The sequence below is a fragment of the Vreelandella rituensis genome (genome assembly GCF_003336665.1).
In the GTDB taxonomy this organism is placed as follows: domain Bacteria; phylum Pseudomonadota; class Gammaproteobacteria; order Pseudomonadales; family Halomonadaceae; genus Vreelandella; species Vreelandella rituensis.
In genome coordinates this window covers 16,787-38,561 of record NZ_QPIJ01000008.1, presented here as the reverse complement: position 1 = coordinate 38,561, position 21,775 = coordinate 16,787, and the positions used below count along the sequence as shown (strand labels likewise).

The window sequence follows — 21,775 nt, the reverse complement described above, 5'->3', positions numbered from 1 at the left end:
TGTGAAGTACAAGGATTTACGTGAGTTCATCACCGCGCTAGAGGCCGCTGGTGAATTGAAGCGTGTCACTGTCGAAGTCGACCCTTATCTGGAAATTACCGAGATATGTGATCGTACCTTGCGTGCCGGTGGCCCCGCGCTTTTATTCGAGAACGTCAAGGGTCATGAGATGCCGTTGCTGGGTAATCTCTTCGGGACCCCCAAGCGAGTAGCGCTGGGCATGGGGCAGGATTCGGTGGAGGCGCTGCGTGAAGTGGGCAAGTTGCTCGCCTTCTTGAAAGAGCCCGATCCGCCCAAGGGCTTGAAGGACGCCTGGGACAAGCTGCCGATCTTCAAGCAGGTTCTCAGCATGGGGCCGAAGAACGTACGTCGAGCGCCCGTGCAGGACGTGGTCTACGAAGACGAGGAAGTGGATCTCGGCCGTTTACCCATCCAGCACTGCTGGCCGGGCGATGCGGCACCTCTCATCACCTGGCCGCTGGTGATCACCCGGGGGCCGAATAAAACACGCCAGAACCTGGGCATCTACCGACAGCAGAAAATCGGCAGAAATCGCCTGATCATGCGCTGGCTGTCGCATCGTGGCGGTGCGCTGGATTTTCTCGAATTCCAGAAGGCCCATCCCGGCGAGCCATTTCCGGTGGCAGTGGCGCTGGGCGCCGATCCGGCGACGATTCTGGGTGCGGTGACGCCGGTACCTGATACGCTCTCCGAATACGCTTTTGCAGGCCTTTTGAGGGGCTCGCGGACCGAGTTGGTCAAATGCGGCCACGTGGACCTGGATGTGCCGGCGTCGGCGGAAATCATTCTGGAAGGCTTTATCTACCCTGATGACATGGCAGCGGAGGGACCGTTTGGCGATCACACCGGCTATTACAATGAAGTCGATCATTTCCCGGTGTTTACCGTTACCCGCATGACCATGCGTCGTGATGCCATCTATCATTCGACCTACACCGGTCGACCGCCGGACGAGCCGGCGATTCTGGGCGTGGCGCTGAATGAGGTCTTCGTGCCGATTCTGTGCAAGCAATTCCCGGAAATCGTCGATTTCTATCTGCCCCCGGAAGGTTGTTCCTACCGCATGGCGGTGGTGACCATCAAAAAGCAGTACCCCGGCCATGCCAAGCGCGTGATGATGGGCGTCTGGAGCTTTTTGCGCCAGTTCATGTATACCAAGTTCGTGGTGGTGCTCGATGACGATGTCAATGCTCGCGATTGGCAGGATGTGATCTGGGCGATCACCACGCGGATGGATCCCTCACGTGATACCGTGCTGGTGGAGAACACACCCATCGATTACCTCGATTTCGCCTCTCCGGTCTCCGGGTTAGGCTCGAAGATGGGGTTGGATGCCACCAACAAATGGCCCGGAGAAACTCAGCGTGAGTGGGGAACTCCTATCGTAATGGATGATGCGGTCAAGGCGCGTGTCGACAGCCGTTGGGATGAGTTGGGAATCGATATCCCGTTACCCGAGGCGCGTCATTGACATTCTTGGCAGCTATTTTTCTTATGTCATCAAACCATTTTCTCTCTCCCCCTAAAAAACAGTAAGAGACGCTATGAGCGCAAGGATACTGACCTGTCAGGTTGCCGCCGTTGAAGACCTTAGCCCCGATGTGCTTGGGGTGACCCTTCACGGGCGTGCCGAAGCCATGCAGCATGCGCCGGGACAGTACCTGGAGTTACAGCTGGACGAGGACACCTGGGTTCCGTTTTCGATCGCCAGCGCCGAGCGCGGTGATGGTGTGATAGAGCTGCATATCCAGCACTGGCCTGAGCGTGAGAATTCCGCCCGGCTACGTGAATTGCTGCAAGTGGCCAACCGGCTCAATGTGCGCCTGCCCGGCGGCAAGAGCGTGCTGGACCTGGAAAGCCAGCGCCCTCTGCTGTTGATTGCCGCCGGTACCGGTTTCGCCCAGATGAAGGCGATCATCGAAGCGGCAGTGCATCATCAGCCCGAACGCAAAATCTCGCTGTGGTGGGCGGTACGTGAATGGCGCGACCTCTATCATGAGCAGCTCGCCAGTGAATGGGCTCGGAGGCTGCCTCAGGTCAGTTTTCATGCCGTTACCGAAAGCCCGTTGGAAGCGGCGCTGCCCGCGGATAATGCCAGTCAGCATCATCTAGGGCGTATCGACCGGGTGCTGGCGCAAGAGATCGATGATCTTCGGGGGTGGGATGTCTACCTTTCCGGCTCGCCGCCGATGGTGTATGCGTGCCTCGACGTTCTGGAAGAAAAAGCGCTGGATGCCGATCGCGTGTTTTCCGATGTGTTCGCCTACGCGCCGCGCAAGACCTGAACCACGTTCTCGCTGAATGCAGCTCGATTGGTTAAACTTGTCTGTTGACCGTGTCGCTTTACCCCCGACGATACGGCGCATGGCTCAGGCCGCAATACATAATAGATAAGGAAGCTTCAATGGCTCATCATGACGAAAACTTCAAGGATACTTCAGGATTGCCGTCGATCATTCTCGGCTTGATTGTATTGGTCGGCATGGCGGCATTGCCGGGAACTATTGGTTGGGTGCAAGTATTTACCGGCTGAAGGGTTGCCATCCGTGAATCCGGCAGGCAGGATTGGTTCATCGAATGACATATGACCCGGCTCATCCCGGTTAACCCAAAGCAGGACATCCCATGAACGCGACACGTTTTTCTCTCAACGCAGCTAGCATGTCGGCCTTCGCCGGCAAGGGTGCCGTGTTGAAGAAAACGTCCGCTCAGGCATATTTCTGGTATTGGTTTAGCCACGGTGTGCCCATGGCCGACGCCTAGCGTCGCGTCGACAGGCACACCCTCCAAGGGTCGCCTGCCGAAAACAAGAAAGCCCCGGTCGGCAACCCCGACCGGGGCTTTTTTATTTTTTAACCATGGAGAATTGATAATGAACGCCCCAGCAAGCCAAGCTCTTGCCGTCACCGAAACGCTCTTGTCCAGGGATACCCCGGCCTCGGTGAATTACTTGCCTACGCCCGCCCAGCTGCGCGCATCCATCCACCTTTCTCCGGCTCTCGAAGCACGTATCCAGCAGCAGCGCGACGCGGTCAATGCGATTCTCGACGGCAGTGATAAACGCCTGCTGGTCGTGGTCGGGCCTTGCTCCATCGACGACCCCAGGGCGGCACGGGAATACGCCGACCGCCTGGCTGTGTTGAGCGAAGAAGTGGCGGATACGCTATTGCCGGTCATGCGGGTTTACGTAGAGAAACCGCGCACCACTGTGGGTTGGAAGGGGTTGGCCTACGATCCGCATCTCGATGGACGTGGTGACATGGCGCAGGGCCTGACGCTTTCCCGTCAATTGATGCATGACGTGGCGGAACGTGGCCTGCCGGTCGCCACGGAACTTCTTCAGCCGATGCTCGCGCCTTACCTTGAAGACCTGTTGAGCTGGGTGGCGATTGGCGCGCGCACCACTGAATCTCAGTTGCATCGTGAACTGGCAAGCGATTTGCCGGCAGCGGTGGGCTTCAAGAATGCCACCAGTGGCGATGTGCAAGTGGCGCTTGATGCGATGATGGCAGCAAAACATCCTCATCAGCGTTTCGCCATGGAGGCCAATGGACGTCCGACGGTTCAGCAAAGCGCGGGCAATCCGCATACGCATCTGGTGCTGCGCGGCGGCCACGGTGAACCCAACTACCAGAGCGACCATGTGGCGGCTGCCACGCGAGCGCTGCTCAAGGCCGGACTCAACCCGCGCCTGATGGTGGATTGCAGCCATGCCAATGCGCGCAAGGATCATCGCCGTCAGGTGGAGGTCATGCTGGATGTACTGGCCCAGCGTCAGGCGGGCAATCCGCATGTCGCCGCCTTGATGCTGGAAAGCCATTTGCATGAAGGCAAGCAACCGCTCAAGCCGGGTGCCATGCGTTATGGCGTTTCGGTGACCGATGCCTGCCTGGGCTGGGAAACCACCGAACGCCTGCTGAAACAAGCCGCCGAACGGCTGGGCTGAACATCGTTGGTGAGCAATGCACGTCTCGGTGTGCTTTGTTTAGTACCACCCGCGCCGTATCATGAGGGACTTTTGATATGGCAGAGAGACTCCGTATGGCGTTTTATTTGGAAGAGCATGACCCGGAAACCTACCGGCGCAAGGGACGCTTGATCAGCTTGGCGATGGCCGGGCAGCTGATCGTGCTGGGTTTGGTATTTTCCCAATTATTGGTGGTTTCCTTCGGTAGCAGCCTGTGGCTCAACGCGCTAGGGGTATTTCTGGGGCTGCTTGCCACCAGCGCAACGTTCGCCGTGTTGAAGGACCGGCCATGGATGAAGGAAGTACGCTACGTTTGGCAGCTTAAACATCATCTAGGCCAGATCAGCGGCTACCTGCCGGGTTTGCGCAAGGCCGTCGAAGAAGGCAACACCACCGCGCTGGATCTACTGACTTTTTATCATCAAGGCATGGCGCAGCTGGCCGAACTCAATGGCCGTACGCCGGATGATGACTCCGAGCGTCTTGCCGAAAAGATGCAGGTACGTCTGAAACGTGAAGAGAAAGGCCTTCCCGATAAGGTCGACGGCTTTGATCCGTTGGATCTCCAAGCCTTCAAGCGTGGTTGAGTTCCGTCTTGTAGCCCCGGCTGTTTTGTCGCTTAGACTGTTTTGTCGCCCAGACGAGGAGTATTGATTTTGCCTACTGCCTACTTTTCCGCGTGCTTGCCCGCTGCCTTGTTCGTGTTACTGAGTGGCTGTGTCGCCCCGGCGGCGAGTACAGACCCTGTGCCGGCTGGTACAGCCTCCACCTCGGCCAGTGCCGCCTTCAATACCGCGCCTTTGTTGCCCTCGTCTTTTTTTGCCGGTGGTGCTGAGCAATTTTCCGCCTGGCATTGTCAGCCGGCCAATCAGCATTTAGTCACCGCCACCACAGGCAATGGCGAGCTTCGGTTATGGTCGCTGCACGGTGCCTGGCAACTGCCGGCGGCTGTGGTGGCCAGTGGCGCACGCTACCAGGCAGGCGATATCAGTTTCTGGAATCGTGGCGAGCAGGCGCAGGTGGAAACCCCGCGTGGCCAACTGCAATGTCGCTTGGCCGAGCAGCGCGACGTCTTTACGCGTAGCGATCATCCTGGGGTGATGTTTCGTGGGCAAGGCAACGAGCCGGGTTGGTCGGTGGACCTGGCGCATGACACACCGACCCTCTCATTGGTGCTGGATTACGCGACTCGCGAGGAAACCCGTGCCTATCGCGTTAGCGTTATGGACAACGAAAACGGACGGGTGGTCCTGGAAAGTACCCGGCCTGACCAGCCGTTTCGTCTACGCCTGGAAGCCGGTGCCTGCTTTGATGACATGAGTGGAAAACCTTTTCCCACCAGGGTAACGCTCACCTTCGAAGGCACGCAATATAGTGGCTGCGGCCAGGGTATTACCCCCGGTAGCTAGTTTTTCTTGCATGGGCAGGGACTTGCGCGAAAGGCTCAAAGTCGTTAGGTTGAGTGGCGCGTCAAGCCGTGACGCTTGCCCCATCCACTTCCGAGATTCAAGTGAGATGGGGGGCAAGATAGTAAATGAAAAAATCCCTATAAGGAGCTTCACCCATGGCGTTTGAATTGCCTGCCCTGCCGTATGAAAAAAATGCCCTCGAACCGCATATCTCCGCCGAGACGCTCGAGTATCATTATGGCAAACACCACCAGACTTATGTCAACAAACTCAATGAGTTAACCGAAGGCACCGACGACGCCAAGAAGTCTCTGGAAGAGATCATCAACGCCTCCTCAGGTGGCCTGTTCAACCAGGCGGCCCAGGTGTGGAACCACACTTTCTATTGGCATTGCCTGTCGCCCAACGGCGGCGGTGAGCCGACCGGCGCTCTGGCCGATGCCATCAATGCCAAGTTCGGCTCCTTCGAGGAATTCAAGAAGACCTTCAACGCCAATGCAGCGGGTAACTTCGGTTCCGGTTGGACCTGGCTGATCAAGACCGCCGATGGCGGTGTCGATATCGTCAACACCAGCAACGCCGACACCCCCATTGCTCATGGCCAGACGCCGATCATGACCATCGATGTGTGGGAGCACGCTTATTACATCGATTACCGTAATGCACGCCCCAAGTACCTGGAAAACGTCTGGAACGTGCTCAACTGGGACTTCGTCGCTCAGAACTTTGCCTGAGACGTAACGCAAGCTGGGTAACCCAACACGGTTTGAAACCATTGCACCAAGCCGTGAAAACCCCGCAAATGCGGGGTTTTGCATGTCTGGTCAACAATCAACAATCAACAATCAACAATCAACAATCAACAATCAACAATCAACAATCAGCCGTAGGCTCGATATGCCAACGGGGCGCGACAAAATCGCCCGGACACAGCGCTTCTGGTCGGCCAAGGGCACGGTTGGCGAGGCGCACCAAGACCTCCAGTTGCAAGTCGCGTGATGTGTCCACCAATCGGGGTGATTCCAGTGCCTGCCAGCGCCTCTCATCACGTCTCGCTAAGGTGAAGCTGAACGGATGGAAGCCGGGAAAGCCCAGGCGAATATCCGTGGCCAGCAAAGTGGTTTGCTCATCGACCCGCTCCGTGTCGTAGCGCAGGAAAGGTCCAGCAAACCAGTCGAGACGTTGCCCATGCCGCGTTTCCAGGGCGAGCGGCTCAAGGTGGGCGCCGCGATGAAAGCGCGCCAGATACGGCTGATGGTCGCCATCGAACACGCTGATCAGGCTTTCATAATGCTCATCCTGGGCAATGATCGTGACTCGCCACAACAGGATATTGAAGGGCGTGGGTTGAACCAGGCGGGGTGCTTGCTGTAGCCCATGCTCAGCCAATACCGGCGCCAGGCGGTATTCCACCCATTGCTTTGCGCCTGCCGCCAGCAGCAGATACAGGCAGGAGATAGCCAGCCCCCAGGCGCAGGCGCGCTGCACCCGATGGCCGACCAGCGCCACACCGATCCCGATCAGAAGCGGAAGGCTGTAAAGAGGGTCGATGATGAAAACGATCGGCCAGGCCTCCGGGGGTGTGGCCGAAGGCCAGAACAATTGGGTGCCGTAGGTGGTCAAAGCGTCGAGCAGCGGATGGGTGACGAGCGCCAGGATAAAAAACCACCACCAGCGCGCCAGTGAGATATCGCGGGCTAGGGCGAAACGTGCGGCAAGCAGTGCCAGAAGCGTGCCCAGCAGGATGAGGACCCACAGCGAATGGGAGAAGCCACGATGCTCGGTCATGTTGCTCACGGCATCGCCGTAATCCAGCACGACATCCAGGTCGGGAAGGGTACCCAGCAATGCACCGATCACGACTGCCTTGCGTCCCAGACGCTTACCCAGCAAGGTACCGCCGACGGCGGCCCCGAGCGCCGCCTGAGTCAAGGTATCCACGGCTTTCTCCTGTCAGCAATCACAGCTAAGATGGGGGAATCATTTAACTATACCGTTTTATTCAAGAGGTCGTCGCCATGTCACGTTCTCGTATAAACAAGCTGGTGTCCGGTGCTTGTCTGCTGACGGTGTTCGCGGGGGCTTCATCGGCCTTTGCCGACGACCCTGTCATCGAAGTGCACAGCGACCCCAGTTGTGGCTGCTGCGGTGCCTGGGTGGAACATTTGCAAGACAATGGCTTCGAAGTGGCGCATCACAAGCAGCCCGATATGCGCTCGATCAAGATCGAACAGGGCGTCGCCCCGGAATTAGCCTCCTGTCACACCGCCATGGTCGAAGGCTATGTGATCGAAGGCCATGTGCCGGCAGCGGATATCAAGCAACTGCTGGAACAGCGTCCGGATATCGCCGGGCTGAGCGTGCCGGGTATGCCGCACGGCACCCCGGGTATGGAAACCGGCCGTGTGGATGACTATGCGGTGCTGAGCTTTACCCGCGATGACCGGACCCCGGAAATCTTCCGCGAATATATCCACTGAACAAGGAGGTCGATCGTGCAATACCTGCATAGCATGCTGCGTGTCAGTGACCTGGACGCCTCGCTGCATTTTTACTGCGATCTGCTGGGTCTCAAGGAAGTGCGCCGCAAGGAAAGCGAAAAAGGCCGTTTCACGCTGGTGTTTCTGGCGGCCCCCGACGATCAAGCCAGCTCCGATGAGCATCAAGCTCCCGAGATCGAACTGACCTATAACTGGGATCCGGAAAGCTATACGGGTGGGCGCAATTTCGGTCACCTGGCCTACCGTGTCGAGGATATTTACGCCTTATGTCAGCACCTGCAGGATAACGGCGTGACCATCAATCGCCCGCCGCATGATGGGCATATGGCGTTCGTCAAAAGCCCCGATGGCATCTCCATCGAGCTGCTGCAAAAAGGCGATGCCCTTGCTCCCCGGGAGCCTTGGGTGTCCATGGAAAAGACCGGCACCTGGTAACAGGCCGGCACTTGTTAAGTGAGATATCGATAATGAAAAGCGTATACCGTATCGCCCCGCTGGCAGTCCTGGCGGCGGTGACGCTGGGGCTTGTGGGTTGCAGCAGTACCCCGGATACCGAGCATCTGGATGAGCCGTCATCGCAAGGGCTTTCCGGCCCGGTGGTGGAGCAGCGCTGGAATCTGCTCCTGGTAGGCACGAATGAGCGGCTTTCCATGCCGGAAACGCCGTATTTTCGTATCGAGGCCAATGGCAAGCTGAGTGGCCACGATGGCTGTAACAGCTTCAGCGGAGAGGTGGCATTGGGCGACAACCAGCGTATCGGAGTGAGCAAATTGGCCACCACGCGTATGGCCTGCCCACAGCTGGAAGATGCACAGCGAGTCACCGATATGCTGGAAACCGCCTATCGCTACCTGATCGACCATGACCGCTTGGTGTTCTTCGGCCCCGACAGCCGGGTGCTGGGCGGCTTCAGAAAGGCCGGTTGAAGCGGGCGATAAAACGCGCATCGATACGTTTTTTCCAGCGCCACACCCAGCGCCCGGAAAATCCGATACTGCCGCGGCTGGCAATCGCTCGGCCATCACCGGTACCGATCAAGGCGAGTACGCGCCTGGGTGGCTGCCAGGGCTTGAGTGCCTGGCCGTGACAGGCGCGGCGCAGGTTTTCAGCCAAGGGTGGCCCCATACGTACCGCATAGACACCGGCATTGGGCAACGGCGGGTCGAAGGCCGTGCAGTCCCCAGCGGCAAACAGCCGAGGCATGCCGCTTACTGCCAGGGTGTTTTCTACCTTGATGAAGCCGTTTTTATCCAGCGGTAAGTCGCTTGCGGCAAGCCAGCGATGGCCGACCGCACCGGTGGCCCAGAGCACGATATCCGCTGGATGCTGCCGACCTTGGTGGTCGCGCACCGCGCCTTCAACGAGTGCTTTTCCCCGAGAGTTTCCTTGCCAGGTCACGTCCGCTTGCTTGAGTGCGCGCTTTATCAGAGCGCGCGGCAAGTGGCCGGCGCCGGGCAATGGCTGCTTTCCCGCACTCATCAAGGTGCCGCGCCAAGTGATATCCGGGCGTTGCGACCTGAGCTGCGCCAGGACGCTCATCAGGGTTTCGCATCCCGCCGCACCGCCGCCCACCCCAAGCACGCGGCGCTCGGTCCCACCCGGCCAAGCCTGTACTGTTTCCAGCAAGTCTTGCCAGCGCCGTTGAAGCTCATTCAAGGGGCGCATGGCCAGAAGGTACGGCGGGGAATCGCTTTGCTGCGCTGGTCTCTCAAGGGTCGAGCCGACATTGAGAGAGGCGATATCAAAATTGATTTTCTCACCCCCAGCCAATATTACATGGCGGTTTGCACCGTCGACCGCCACCGCGGGCTCCACAATCAAGCGGGCACCGGCCCGCTCGCATAAAGTGGCGATATCGATCTGCGCTTCTTCCAGGGGGCATTCCCCGGCCAGCCAGGCGGGTACACAACCGGAATAGGCGGCCTTGGGGCGATCACTGATCAGCGTCAGCTCAATGCCCGCATCCGGGCGTTCGGCGAAAGCTTCCAACACGAAGGCATGGGCGTGTCCCGCCCCGACCAGCACCAGTTTCTTCACAAAGACACCCCATCCTTGCGCCGCCAGGCAAAGTAGCGTTTCAGCAGGCGCAACAAGCGCTCGGGTTTGTGGGCATTCTTCCATACCCCGGCCGTTGCCTTGGCGGCTTCGCCCAGGGTGGGATAGGGGTGAATGGTGCCCAATAACTTGTTCAGCCCCAGGCCGTGTTTCATGGCCAGGGTGAATTCCCCCAGCCATTCTCCGGCATTTTCGGCCACGATGGTCGCGCCCAGAATGCGGTCACGCCCGGGCACCGTCAGCACCTTGATGAAGCCTTGCGTCGCGCCTTCGGCGATAGCCCGGTCGCTTTCTTTCATGGCGTAATGAGTGAGCTCATAATCGATGCCTTTGGCCTTGGCCTGTTTTTCGTTGAGCCCCACCCGGGCGACTTCCGGTTGCACATAGACCACCGCCGGCATGAAGCGATAATCCACGGCAAAGCTCTTGAGTTCGCCGAACAGCGCATTGACCGTGGCGTGCCAAGCTTGATGAGCGGCGGCATGCGTGAGCTGGTAAGGCCCGGCGAGATCGCCGCAGGCCCAGATATTGGGCATGCGGGTCTGCAGGCGATTATTCAGCTCCAGCGTGCCTGTCTCGGAAGCGCTAATGCCCAGCGCCTCCAATCCCAGCCCTTGGGTATTGGCCTGGCGCCCCACGCTGACCAGCAGTCGGTCGAAAGGCAGTGTACGACGCTTTCCGTCATGTTCGATCACCAGAGCGTGGCCTTCATCGGTGGCAATCACTTCCAGCGCCTTTGCCTGGGTAAGCACATCGATTCGTTCGCTGCCGAGTACCTGGGCGACGTGTTCGCCGACCTCGCTGTCTTCGCCGCCGAGCAGTTGATCGGCGCCCTCCACCAGGCTAACCCGGCTACCCAGACGTGCGAAGCTCTGGCTCAATTCGCAGCCGATGGCGCCACCGCCAAGCACCACCAGACGCTCGGGTAATGTCTTCAGTGACCAGAGGTTTTCCGAGGTGAGCACTTCGATCCGGTCTATTCCCGGCAGGTTCGGCACCTTCGGCCGAGCGCCGGTGGCCAGGACGATATGCCGGGCGTTGAGAATCTTGTCGCCGACCTGAACTTCCCAGGGCGAAACCAGGGTGGCGCTGTCCTGAATGACATCTACCCCAAGCCCGGTATAGCGCTCTACGCTGTCGTGAGGGGCGACGTTGGCAACGGCTTCATGCACATGGCCCATGACCGCCGTAAAATCGACCTCGGGTTGCTGGGTCTTGATGCCGAAGCGATGGGCATGGCGAACCTCATGGGCGCTACGCGCGGCACGAATCAGCGCCTTGGAAGGCACGCAGCCGGTATTAAGACAGTCGCCGCCCATCTTGTCGCGTTCGACCAGCGCGACCTTGGCCTTGACCGCACTGGCGATATAGCTTGCCACCAGGCCGGCGGAGCCCGCGCCGATCACCAAGATGTCGTAGTCAAAGTGCTTGGGCCGAGTGAACCCCCGATACATCTTGCGCCGCTGAACCAGCAGCACCAGGCGCCGGGCGACCCAGGGGAACACCGCAAGCAAAGCGAAAGAAGCCAAGAGCGATGGCGACAGTACGCCGCCCAAGGATTCCAGTTCGCCCAGCTGTCCTCCGGCGTTCACGTAGACCAAGGTGCCCGGCAGCATGCCGATTTGACTCACCCAGTAGAAGGTAACAGTCTTGATTCGCGTCAGGCCCATCACCAGGTTGATGATGAAAAAGGGGAATACCGGTACCAGGCGCAAGGAGAAAAGGTAAAGGGCGCCATCACGCTGGATGCCGCGATTGACCGTTTCCAACTGGCGAGGAAAGCGCTGCTCGATAAGCTTGCGAAACAGAAACCGTGACAACAGAAAGGCGAGCGTCGCCCCGATGGTGCTGGCGAAGGAAATGATCAAGAGCCCCCAGCCCAGGCCGAACAAGGCGCCGCCCAACAGCGTCAGCAGAGTGGCGCCGGGCAGCGAAAGCGCGGCCATCACCACGTAAATCGCAAAGAAACCCCCGCCGACCTGCCAGGGGTGCTGCACGAACAGCTGTTGAAACTGAGCTTGATATGCCTGGAGGTTGGCCAGGGTGAAAAATTCATCGAGGCCGGTCAGAAAGAAGGCGGCGATGGCAAGCGCCACCAGGGCGGCAATGAGCAGGCGTTGTCTCGTCACGGGCGTATCTCGTAGGAGGAATGAATAGCTAGGTCGCTGAAAACACGCAAACCTTACAGCAGCGATACGTTAAGTGCTTGCCAGCGCGCCCAGTCTTCAGGGTGATCAATGTCCCAGAGGGTAGCCGGGCAGGCAAGCGACAGCCCCAGTTGCTGGATGCGTTGGCGAGTCATCGCCATGACCTGAGCGCTTCCCCAGGCGATTTCCCTGAACAGTTCCGGCTGGGGGTGGGTCATGCCGATCAACCCATAACCGCCGTCTTCGGCGGGTAATATCACTACGTCATGGTCGGCGAGTGCTTGACTACAGTGCCGCAGCAGCGCGGGGCTAATCAGCGGGCAATCGCTGCCCATCAACAATGTCGGCCCTGGCGCGCAGCCCAGCGCATGCAACATCCGCGCACCCAAATCGCCTTCCGGCTGGGGCGCCAGGCTTATGGCATAGTGCGCTTGAAGCTCGATGAACAAGGGATGAGCGTGATCCAGCGCCGTCCAGAGGGTGATTTGCGAGCCTGCAAACGCCTGACAGGCGGTGGCCACGCTATGTCGCACCAGGTCGGCATGAATCCGGGCGGCCCGTTGCGCCCCCACGCCTGGAATCAAACGGGTCTTGGCCTGGCCGGGCAACGGCGCCTTGGCCAGAATTCCCAACTGCATATCACTTTCTAGTCTACCTGACATGGCGGTACTCCTCTGCCAGACGCTCGGCGGTCTCACCCCGCCAGTAGCGGTAACGTAGCCCCCACATCAATAAAATGGTCTTCCAGGCGCCATGGTTATCCCAGCGCCTTCCGGCACTGGTGACTTTCTGCCCCAGGCAGGCGGGTCTTGAAAGCCGCTTGAGCTTGCGTGATATCTCGATATCCTCCATCAGCGGCTGGTCGGGAAACCCGCCGACCCGCTCAAAGGCATTTAGGGTCATGAACATCGCCTGGTCGCCGGTAGCAATCCCGGTGAGCCGCGAACGCCGGTTCATCATGGCGCTGATCATGGGTAGCATGGAACTGGCACCGCTCAAATGAATATCGAATCGTCCCCACACTCGATTGCCGCCCAATGCCCGGGAAATCGCGGGCAGGGCGTCTTCAGGCAGATGTGTATCGGCGTGCAGAAACAGCAACCACTCACCGCTGGCTGCGTAAGCCCCGAGGTTCATCTGCCGCGCGCGGCCAACCGGGCCTTCCAGCACCTGATCGGCAAGCGGACGGGCGAGGGTGAGGGTGGCATCTTGACTGCCGCCATCCACCACGATGACTTCCACGCCGCTGTGTCGCAGCGGAACAAGCGCTTCGAGTGTCGCAGCGAGCGTGCTTGCCTCGTTCAAGACGGGAATCACGATGCTCAGGTGATGTTCAGAGTTCAATCAGCGGCCCTCCCGCTGCCTGGGCGTCTTCCTGATCATGGGTGACCAACAGGCTGGGCAGGCCCGCTTCTCGCAGCTGGCTGAATACCAGGTCGCGCATTTCCCTACGCAGGGTAGTATCCAGCTTGGAAAAAGGTTCATCCAGCAGTACCGCGCAGGGTTTGGAAAGCAGCAGGCGCATCAAGGCGACACGCGACTTCTGGCCCCCGGAAAGAGTGGCCGGGTCGCGATTGCCGAAGCCGCTCAGGTTGATCTGTTCAAGCGCCCGTTCAATGCACTCGGCCTTGTTCGGTGTATGTTGCGGCAGGCCGAATCCCAGGTTACCGGCCACGCTCAAGTGCGGGAATAACAGTGGGTCCTGAAACAGCAGCCCCACCCCGCGAGACTCCGCCGGTAAATGGGTGATGTCACGATTTCCCAGCCATATTTCCCCTTCGGCTTGAAAGGTGGGCGACAGAAAGCCTGCCACATAAGCCAGAAGCGTGGACTTTCCCGAGCCGGAAGGGCCCATCACGGTGAATACATCGCCTGGAGAAATGATTTGATCCACGCCGACCAGACAGCGGTTTTCCAGTTGGATGCGTACCTGTTTCAAGATCAGCGAATCGTTCAAGGCGCACCTCGCATGCCGCTTCGGTTGGCCCACAGCAATCGAGGCAAGCCGATTGCCAGCATGAAGCCGATTAACGGGAGTACTGCCTGTACCAGTGCCCAGACGCCGATCAAGCGACGGTTGCCGCCTGCGGCCAGTGACACCGCCTCGGTGGTAATCGTCGTGACACGTCCGCCGCCGAGTAGCTGGGTGGGCAAATACTGGCCGATGCTTATGGCAAGCCCTACGGCCACGGCGGTGAGAATCGGGGCCAGCAGCAACGGTAGGCGCACTTGAAAGAAGGTGCGCAGTCGGGAAACGCCTAGGGTGCGCGAAAGCTGAAACCAGCGCGGATCAAGACGCCGGTAGGCTTCGGCAAGCGATAGGTAAAGGTAGGGCAGAACGAAGAGTAAATGTCCGGCCACCACCAGCCCTAGCTGCGGGCGTATCCCCAGGCTTTCCGCCGCCACCACCAACCCGAACAGAAAGGCGATCTGAGGCACGATCAGCGGGAGATAAAGTAGCCACAGGGCGCGTGAAGGCAGGATCTGTCGCCGGTATTCATTTTCCAGCGTGGCGAGTACCAGCACCAAGGCGAGCAAGGTGGAAGCGCAGGCAATGGCCGCCGTCGTGAGCAGGGGAGATTGCAAGGACGGCAAGGCACGCAACCAATGCACAACCACAAAATCTTGCGGCAATGCCTCGGGAAAGCGCCAGAAGCCGGCAAAGGAGAACAGAGCCAGGCCGCCGATCGCGGCAAAGGCGGTCAGCGTGGTCAGCAGAATCAACCCGCGGCCTGCAATGCGCAGGGGGAGCTCGCCGCCCCTGCGGTTGCCACGCTCGATCCAGTGCTGCATCGAGCGGTGAACCAGGGTTTCCAAGCCCCACCAGGTCGCCAGGGCGGCGAGGGTGACGCCCAGTTGCAGCACCGCCCCTGCCGAGGCCATGAAGCGGCGGGTCAAGTCCGGGTCGTGAAACCATTGCAAGACCGATACGCTGAGCGTGGAGGGCAGGGTCGGCCCCAGAATCATCGCCATATCGACAACCGAGGACGCATAGGCGATCACCGCATAGACCGGCAAGCGAATCAGCGGATAGAGCGCCGGCAACACTGCCTTGAACCAGGCAATCGTGGGGCGATAGCCCAGCGAGCGGGCCATCATGACTCGCTGCTCCGGGTTCAGTTGAGGCAGGGCGGCCAGGCTCATCAGCAGCAGAAAGGGTATCTCTTTCAGGACGAGCCCTGCCATTAACGCAAGCCCCCAGGCATCGTTCACGATCAATAAATCCGGCGGACGCTCCCAGCCGGTCAGCGCCGGCGAGATAAAGCGTGAAATCAGCCCTGAAGGCGCGATCAGAAATGCCAGCCCAAACGCCGTGGCGGCGTGGGGAATCGATAATAACGGCGATACCAGGCGCCGAATCGCACGGTCCAGTCGTGAGCCGCTGGCGGCGGCTAGAAACAGCACCACGATACTCAATGACACAATCGTGGTGACAAGCCCGGTGGAGAAACTCACCCACACCGAGCGCCACAGCCCCGGCTGGGCGAAGAGTTCACGCCATGGCGCCAGGCTCAGGGTCTCGCCACCGAGCACCGGTAGATAACCGAAGGCGGGAAGCAGCATCATGGCGAGCCCCGCCATTACCGGGCCGACCAGCAACGTCATGGTAATGGCGGGGGCTAGCCTTACCAGCATGAGGGCGTCCGAACGAGGTTATGGTATTTGCTTGCGGGGCTATTCTCAATTGCCCACATAGCGCTCTTGCCAAGCGTTCTGCAAGGCGGTCATCCAGCTTGGGTGTGGCTCGGGCAAGGTGTTGGCCAATGCCTCCGGCGCCAGCATGGCAGGGTTGCTCTCATCGATGGCGAAGCGTTCCCGTTCACTCGCGTCCAGGGTGTTCATGTCGAGGACGGTGCGGTCACCCCATACATCAATATCCTGTTTATAGGCTTGAGCTTCAGGCGAAAGCAGGAAATTAGCCAGCAGCATGGCACCTGCCTTGTGTGGCGAGTTGTAGGGAATGGCGACGAAATGCACATTGCCCAGCGTGCCTCCTTCAAGCACATAACTGCGCGTGCTTTCGGGCAGTTCATAACCGGCAACGGCGGCAGCGGGTTCGGAAGGGTAGAAAGTGAAAGCCAGTGACAGCTCACCATTGCTCATCAAGGTGCGCAGGGTGGGCCCGGCATCGGGAAAGGCGCGGCCACTGCGCCAGAGGTGGGGGTGCAGCTCATCCAGATAAGCCCAGAGCGGCGCCGTGACAGCCTGGAAGTCGCTCTCTTCCATTGGCGCATAGAGGGCGTCGGGATTATCACTGAGTTCGATCAATGCCTGTTTGAGAAAGGTGCTGCCGGTGAAGTCGGGAATGCGTGGGTAAGTGAATTCACCCGGGTTGGCTTCAGCCCAGTCGAGGAGTTCGGCCATGTTGGTAGGCGGTGTCTCGATACGCTCGCTGTCGTAATAAAAAGTGATCTGGGCCTTGCCCCAGGGCGACTCATAGCCTTGCGTGGGCAAGGTGAAGTCGGTGATTACCTCGGGGTTGGCGTCGGCGTTGGTCAGCGCGAAGTTGGGGAGCGATTCAGCGTAAGGGCCGTACAACAAGTCGTTCTCACGCATGGCGGCGAAATTTTCGCCATTGATCCAGATGAGATCCACGCTGCCGGCAGCGTCATTCCCTGCCTGCTTTTCCGCCAGTACGCGCGAGACGGCGCGGCTGGTGTCATTGAGTTTCACGTGACGAACATCGATATTGTGTTCACGCTGCATTTGCTCGGTGACCCACTCGATATAGCGATTGGTATGGGTGTCGCCACCCCAGGCATTCCAGTAGACGGTCTGACCTTGCGCTTGTTCAAGCACGGCGTTCCAGTCGTTGGGGTCGGCGGCACTTGCGCTATGCACGGGCAGGGCAATCAGCAAGGCAAGTGCGGCAAGCGGCAAGGTAGGCATGGGCATCACAAGGTTCCTTTCAATTGTTCAAACTCATTTTGTACATGAATGATGGCTTCTTGTGACAAGTAATGATCGACCCGGTCACGTACATGGGTAATCAGGTTGTCGTCGCTCAATTCGGATGACCAATCCTCGCCGCGTTGGCGGGCGTCGCGGGTTTCCAGGTGGCTGGCTCGCCATTTGGCGCACCAGGTCAATGACCACAACCAGGTGGCGCGACGACAAGCCATAAGTGTCTCGGCGCTGGCGCTTTCGGGCATGGCCGCTTGCCAGCACCGATAAAAAGCCAGCACTTGCTCGCTATCCAGTATGGCGCGGTTGGTGATATCCCAGGTGGTCGAGGTGTAAAGGCTGGTATGGGCCAGGTCGATGCCCGGCAGGCCGTAGCGACATTTTTCCAAGTCTACCAGGATGGCTCGGTTATCCGGAGTCACCAGAAAATTCCCGGGATGGGTATCGAAGCTTATCAGCGAGGGGCTCGCCTGTTCGAGTTGCTTTGGCAGGGCGGCAAGCTCAGCCTGGATTGCCCGGATAACCTCGCGGGGAAGACCGGCCGATTCCAGCCATCTTGCTTGAACTTCCACTTCATCGCGCATGGCGCTCCAAGGGTCGGCGGGCGCGAGCAACGGCATACGCTGCGCCTGGGGAGGAAGTGGCAGACTGTGCAGGCTCGCCAATGCCTCGGCAATCAATGCAAGGTCTTCCGGTAGACGCGCCAAGCGTCCATCGATGGCCTCCACCAACAGCGCACCACGTGGCAGCAATTCACTGGGTGCAAGCATTCCATGAAAATGCGGAGTATGCCCACCTTGGCTGGTACGCTGATAGCAGGCCGCTTGATAGTCGAGATTGGCCTGGGGGAGCAGGTTCATCTGGCTCTGCTTGGGCAGGCGTGCCACCCAGTCGGCACCTTCGCGGGAAATCCATATGTGGTCATGGGCCAGGCCGGTGTCGGGCATGGGGTCAAGATGATGAAACGCAATGCCCGCCTGGTGCAGCTCGGCCGCCAGCGCATTGAGGCGTGTCTCTGAAAGTGTCGGCATAGAAACGTCTGTTGTCCGTGAAAAGCTACTGTCTCGAGGCTTGATAAATGACGGCCTTGAAAAGCCCGGCACTCCTAAGTGTCGTTGCATAGCGAGACCTTACACTGCAGGGGCGGGAAAAATTCGTCAAAATAATTTTTTGGCGCCTTTAAGTCCCATCGATCACAATTGCTGAAGGGATGGCAAGGCAATAATCTTAGCCAATCTGTAGCTCCGACTGCATCGCGTTTCGGGGAGGAGCAAAGGCCGAGCCGACCAGATAGGCCACCGTCAGAGGGCATGCGCGCCCCACGAACATCATGACCATGATAATGACCTGTCCCCAACCGGAAAGCTCCGTGGTCAAGCCCCGGGTCAGGCCAGCGGTGCCAAGCGCGGAGGTGGCTTCAAACGCCACCGACAGCAGGTCGGCGTCTTCGGTAATGGAGAGAGCCAGGGTGCCCATGAAGATGCCGAGGACGGCCATCACCGTTACGGCAAGCGCCTTGAGCAGGGTGGTCATCTTGATAGGCTGCGAAAATAGCATGGGCTCGCGCCGACCCCGCAGGTAGGCCCAGGTGGCGGCGAGCAGGACAAGCAGGGTGGTCACCTTGATGCCGCTGGCGGTACCGTTGGCGCCCGCCCCCCACGAACATCAGCATCATCAGTACCAGGCTGGTGGGCTGGGTGAGGGCGCTGATATCAAGGCTGTTGAAGCCTGCGGTTCGCGGTGTCGTGGCCTGTAGCCAGGAGGCCCAGAGCTGATCGGAGAGCCCGGGTAGCGCTGCCAGGGTGGCCGGATTATCCGACTCCAGCATGTAGATCATGGCAGTTCCCAGCAGACTCAGCACCACGGTGCCGGAGAGCACTACCTTGACATTGATATCCAGCTGCCTGCTGCGGGGAAAGTCGATAATTCCCATGATAACGATGAACCCCAGCCCTCCGATCAGATAAAGAGCGGGGATCACCGTATTGATGGCTGGGCTCCCGGCGTAGGCCATGAGGCTGTCGGGTGAAAGGGTGAAGCCTGCATTGTTGAAGGCGGAAACAGCATGAAAAAGCGACCACCAGAGACCCTTGAGCCAACCATGTTCGGGCACCCAGACCAGTGCCAGGGGCACAATGGCGATCCCTTCCATGACAAGTGCCAGCTTGACCACCACCTTGGCGGTGCGTATCACATCCTGAGGGTGGGTTTCGTTGTAGGGGCTAGTGGCGACAAGGTAGCGTCTGCCCCTGACTCGCCCGCCGAGGGACAGCAATGCCAGTACGGCGAAAGTCATGAGTCCCAGTCCGCCGGCCTGCATCAATATGAGAATCACGGCTTCCCCCCAGACACTGAGGGTGGCACCGGTGTCGGAGACGATCAGCCCAGTCACGGTGACTGGGGAAGTGGCGGTAAACAGAGCCTCGCCCCATGAAATAGGGACGTGCACAGCGGGGGGTAGCTTGAGCAGCACCGTTCCCAAGAGAATCAAGACCATAAACCCTGCACTCAACAGCAGCGGAGGGCTGATTCGCCAAGAATCCTGCAAGCGTTGGCGACTGCCGACGACTGCATCGCGAATCCTGGTGAGCATGGCTATTGGCTTGTCGATGAAAATCACGCCTAGCCAGCGGCAGATGCCCAGTCTGTATCTAGGGCGACCTCGACGTGCCATCTCGACTGCTCCGGGTGGAGAAGGAATATGCGATTCTTCTACGCTTTCTAGATGTTGTCTCGAGGGATGACCATTTCCCAGTTTTTAGAGAAAACCCGGTAATCGTCTTCGTAAGCATCGAGCTGGGCGTGAATGTAAAAGTTTTCGTTCGAGCAGCTTAGTATTGTGCGGGTATAGACTTCCGCATTCCAATCTTCACGCCAAAAAGCTCGCTCTGTATAGGTTTCACCTCGCGCGGAGCTGAAGTTATCGTCCTCTGTGGAGTACCATTCACGGGTGCTACGGTGGATTTCCGTGCCGATATCATCGATACGAAAATTACCCTGGTCATTGACCACTTCCAGGGTGGACGTTTTTGCAGCAAGGTCACGATGTAACAACCAGTTATGCTCACTAGGTTGAAGAGTCGTGGTGGCAAGCGGCTGCCCGCCTTCCGGCTCGGCAAAGTCCACCAAGGATTCGTCCTCTTTTCTGGGTGGACGTACGGGTAGGGTCAGGACGCTGCTTTCCGGGTAAACGTTAAGTTTAACGGGTTCGGGAGGAAGCCATGCCAAGGGCCAATAAGAGGTGGAAACCGACACTCTTAGCTGATGTTTCGCCGGGAATCGTTGGGCTATTCCATTCAAGGAAACCTTGACACGGTAGCGCTGATGCGGGGTCATCGGTTGGGGAGCGGAATCGCTGTCACGATGCGATAAATTTAGCAGCCCATAGGTGACGCGCGTGGCCTTTCCGCTAGGCGCGACATCGGAAAGACGGACCGCCACCATGCCTTGAGGTTTGTCCGCTGAAAGCTCAAGCGTAAGCGTTGGCATACCGAATATTTCGAGGGGTTCTTCAAGAGGCGCCGTCGTGAAGATAAGCGACCCCCCATCTTCTTCCCGCTGATCTCCCGGTAAATCAGGGGTAGCGGCATAAGAGCACCATTTACCGGCAAACAGTCCTACACTCAGTGGGGATTGGACCGCCAGTATTTCCTCTTGTGGATTTTCTTTCCCAGGAGAGGTGTGGCTTTCACTTCGTGACAGAGTGGCATTGCCCAAAGTGTAATTCGTCTCGTGAATGTTAGCCGAAGGCCAGCCGGGCTCACTGATCCATCTGCCCGGGCGTTCTTCATATGACGTATCGGGAGGAATACTATCCTGTAACCAGGCGCGCAGCGGTGGTTCCTCCATGATGCCGTTGTCTTTTCCTTTCAACCAATAGTCCCACCATCTCAATGCCTCCTGGAGAAAGCCAATCGCCGGACCGGGCATCCCCTGGTGAGGATATTTGTGTCCCCAGGGGCCGATAAGCCCTTTACGTGGCACTTCCAGATGTTTAAGCAAGCGCAAGACGGTATTGGTGAAGCCATCGGCCCAACCGCCAATGGCATATACCGGGCACTGAATGGCATCGTAATGCTCACAAACGGAGGCGCTCGACCAATAGTCATTACGTCGCTGATTTTTCAGCCAGGCTTCCAGCCACAACCCGCTGGATTCCATGCGTTCAAACCACATGTCGCGCCACCGGTCTCCGACGATATGCGGGTCGGGTGGAAGAGAGTTGAACGCGAACATGACCGTCGCTTCGGATAAGTTATCGCCGAGTAGACAGCCTCCCATGTAGTGCATGTTATCCGCATATAAATCGTCGCTGGAACATAGGCTGATTATCGCCTTTAACTCGGGGGGTTGTTTCGCCGCCACTTGCAAACTATTGAAGCCGCCCCAGGAAATCCCCATCATCCCGACATTTCCATCACACCAGGGCTGCTTGGCGATCCAGGCAATCGCATCCACGCCATCTTCTCGTTCCTGCTGGGTATATTCATCCGTGATGATGCCATCGGAGTCGCCGCTGCCACGAAGATCCACCCTGACACATACATAGCCATGGCCTGCCATATAGCTATGGTTCGTGGCATCTCGGCCTCGGGTAAGGTCGCGTTTACGGTAGGGGATATATTCCATTATCGCCGGTAATGGTTCATTGTGGGCGCTTTCCGGCAACCATATGCGTGCGGCGAGTCGGGCTCCATCCCGCATGGGGATAAAGACGTTTTCTATGATTTCCGTCTTGTAGGAATAGGAAGATATGTCCTTCATTATACC

The 21,775-nt window shown here is 58.8% G+C and carries 22 protein-coding genes and 1 pseudogene; 11 read left to right on the top strand and 12 right to left on the bottom strand.

Features of this window, described 5'->3' with window-relative positions; genetic code table 11:
- Position 1 precedes the first annotated feature (1 nt).
- The 8 genes from ubiD (at position 2) to DU506_RS05535 (ending at position 6,131) form a co-directional block, all read left to right on the top strand.
- Positions 2-1,492, top strand: coding sequence for a 4-hydroxy-3-polyprenylbenzoate decarboxylase (ubiD, locus tag DU506_RS05560; protein ID WP_114485950.1), 1,491 nt, complete (start codon positions 2-4; stop codon positions 1,490-1,492).
- 73 nt (positions 1,493-1,565) lie between these two features.
- Positions 1,566-2,306 (top strand): NAD(P)H-flavin reductase, encoded by a 741-nt coding sequence (locus DU506_RS05555; RefSeq protein ID WP_114485949.1) that lies wholly within the window; start codon positions 1,566-1,568, stop codon positions 2,304-2,306.
- 119 nt (positions 2,307-2,425) lie between these two features.
- Positions 2,426-2,554 (top strand): hypothetical protein, encoded by a 129-nt coding sequence (locus tag DU506_RS22445; RefSeq protein WP_268877306.1) that lies wholly within the window; start codon positions 2,426-2,428, stop codon positions 2,552-2,554.
- A 92-nt stretch (positions 2,555-2,646) separates the two neighbouring features.
- Positions 2,647-2,784: a hypothetical protein gene (locus DU506_RS21600; RefSeq protein ID WP_181870699.1), complete on the top strand. Its 138-nt coding sequence runs from the start codon at positions 2,647-2,649 to the stop codon at positions 2,782-2,784.
- A 109-nt stretch (positions 2,785-2,893) separates the two neighbouring features.
- On the top strand, positions 2,894-3,967 hold the full coding sequence (locus DU506_RS05550; RefSeq protein WP_114485948.1) for a 3-deoxy-7-phosphoheptulonate synthase: 1,074 nt from the start codon (positions 2,894-2,896) through the stop codon (positions 3,965-3,967).
- Between the two features lie 95 nt (positions 3,968-4,062).
- On the top strand, positions 4,063-4,575 hold the full coding sequence (locus DU506_RS05545) for a DUF3087 family protein (RefSeq protein WP_114485947.1): 513 nt from the start codon (positions 4,063-4,065) through the stop codon (positions 4,573-4,575).
- A gap of 63 nt (positions 4,576-4,638) precedes the next feature.
- Positions 4,639-5,397 carry an MliC family protein gene (locus tag DU506_RS05540; protein ID WP_114485946.1) on the top strand — a complete coding sequence of 253 codons (759 nt, stop codon included), beginning with the start codon at positions 4,639-4,641 and terminating at the stop codon, positions 5,395-5,397.
- 155 nt (positions 5,398-5,552) lie between these two features.
- On the top strand, positions 5,553-6,131 hold the full coding sequence (locus tag DU506_RS05535; RefSeq protein WP_114485945.1) for a superoxide dismutase: 579 nt from the start codon (positions 5,553-5,555) through the stop codon (positions 6,129-6,131).
- Between the two features lie 139 nt (positions 6,132-6,270).
- Here the strand turns inward: DU506_RS05535 and DU506_RS05530 are convergent, their stop codons facing one another.
- On the bottom strand, positions 6,271-7,338 hold the full coding sequence (locus DU506_RS05530) for a metal-dependent hydrolase (RefSeq protein ID WP_114485944.1): 1,068 nt from the start codon (positions 7,336-7,338) through the stop codon (positions 6,271-6,273).
- A 77-nt stretch (positions 7,339-7,415) separates the two neighbouring features.
- Here DU506_RS05530 and DU506_RS05525 point away from each other — a divergent pair, with 77 nt between their 5' ends.
- From DU506_RS05525 to DU506_RS05515, 3 genes are read left to right on the top strand one after another with little or no spacing between them, the layout of a single operon-like run.
- Complete coding sequence (locus tag DU506_RS05525) at positions 7,416-7,877, top strand: DUF411 domain-containing protein (protein ID WP_114485943.1); 462 nt, start codon at positions 7,416-7,418, stop codon at positions 7,875-7,877.
- 15 nt (positions 7,878-7,892) lie between these two features.
- Positions 7,893-8,333: a lactoylglutathione lyase gene (gene gloA / locus DU506_RS05520; RefSeq protein WP_114485942.1), complete on the top strand. Its 441-nt coding sequence runs from the start codon at positions 7,893-7,895 to the stop codon at positions 8,331-8,333.
- A gap of 32 nt (positions 8,334-8,365) precedes the next feature.
- Positions 8,366-8,824, top strand: coding sequence for an META domain-containing protein (locus tag DU506_RS05515; protein ID WP_114485941.1), 459 nt, complete (start codon positions 8,366-8,368; stop codon positions 8,822-8,824).
- On the opposite strand, the gene DU506_RS05510 is transcribed toward DU506_RS05515, so the two are convergent.
- From DU506_RS05510 to DU506_RS05460, 11 genes and pseudogenes are all read right to left on the bottom strand, one after another.
- Complete coding sequence (locus DU506_RS05510; protein ID WP_235825452.1) at positions 8,808-9,935, bottom strand: FAD-dependent oxidoreductase; 1,128 nt, start codon at positions 9,933-9,935, stop codon at positions 8,808-8,810. The genes DU506_RS05515 and DU506_RS05510 overlap by 17 nt on opposite strands.
- Positions 9,932-12,082, bottom strand: a complete 2,151-nt coding sequence (locus DU506_RS05505; RefSeq protein ID WP_114485939.1) for an FAD-dependent oxidoreductase — start codon at positions 12,080-12,082, stop codon at positions 9,932-9,934. Before DU506_RS05505 ends, DU506_RS05510 begins: the two co-directional genes overlap by 4 nt.
- A gap of 53 nt (positions 12,083-12,135) precedes the next feature.
- Positions 12,136-12,762, bottom strand: a complete 627-nt coding sequence (locus DU506_RS05500; RefSeq protein ID WP_114485938.1) for a TIGR04282 family arsenosugar biosynthesis glycosyltransferase — start codon at positions 12,760-12,762, stop codon at positions 12,136-12,138.
- Positions 12,752-13,444, bottom strand: coding sequence for a TIGR04283 family arsenosugar biosynthesis glycosyltransferase (locus DU506_RS05495; RefSeq protein ID WP_235825451.1), 693 nt, complete (start codon positions 13,442-13,444; stop codon positions 12,752-12,754). The genes DU506_RS05500 and DU506_RS05495 overlap by 11 nt, the downstream gene beginning before the upstream one ends.
- Complete coding sequence (locus DU506_RS05490; protein ID WP_114485937.1) at positions 13,434-14,057, bottom strand: ATP-binding cassette domain-containing protein; 624 nt, start codon at positions 14,055-14,057, stop codon at positions 13,434-13,436. Before DU506_RS05490 ends, DU506_RS05495 begins: the two co-directional genes overlap by 11 nt.
- Positions 14,054-15,736: an ABC transporter permease gene (locus tag DU506_RS05485; protein ID WP_181870698.1), complete on the bottom strand. Its 1,683-nt coding sequence runs from the start codon at positions 15,734-15,736 to the stop codon at positions 14,054-14,056. The genes DU506_RS05490 and DU506_RS05485 overlap by 4 nt, the downstream gene beginning before the upstream one ends.
- Positions 15,737-15,781: 45 nt before the next feature.
- Positions 15,782-16,996, bottom strand: a complete 1,215-nt coding sequence (locus DU506_RS05480) for an ABC transporter substrate-binding protein (RefSeq protein WP_415843573.1) — start codon at positions 16,994-16,996, stop codon at positions 15,782-15,784.
- On the bottom strand, positions 16,996-18,036 hold the full coding sequence (locus DU506_RS05475) for an aminoglycoside phosphotransferase family protein (RefSeq protein ID WP_114485936.1): 1,041 nt from the start codon (positions 18,034-18,036) through the stop codon (positions 16,996-16,998). The genes DU506_RS05480 and DU506_RS05475 overlap by 1 nt, the downstream gene beginning before the upstream one ends.
- A 196-nt stretch (positions 18,037-18,232) precedes the next feature.
- Entirely contained in the window at positions 18,233-18,625 is a 393-nt protein-coding gene (locus DU506_RS22440; RefSeq protein WP_268877305.1) for a potassium transporter TrkG, read from the bottom strand.
- A 43-nt stretch (positions 18,626-18,668) separates the two neighbouring features.
- Positions 18,669-19,502 (bottom strand): annotated as a pseudogene (locus DU506_RS05465) (potassium transporter TrkG); the annotation flags it as partial.
- A 224-nt stretch (positions 19,503-19,726) separates the two neighbouring features.
- Positions 19,727-21,769, bottom strand: a complete 2,043-nt coding sequence (locus DU506_RS05460) for a CocE/NonD family hydrolase (protein WP_114485933.1) — start codon at positions 21,767-21,769, stop codon at positions 19,727-19,729.
- Between the last annotated feature and the right edge of the window lie 6 nt (positions 21,770-21,775).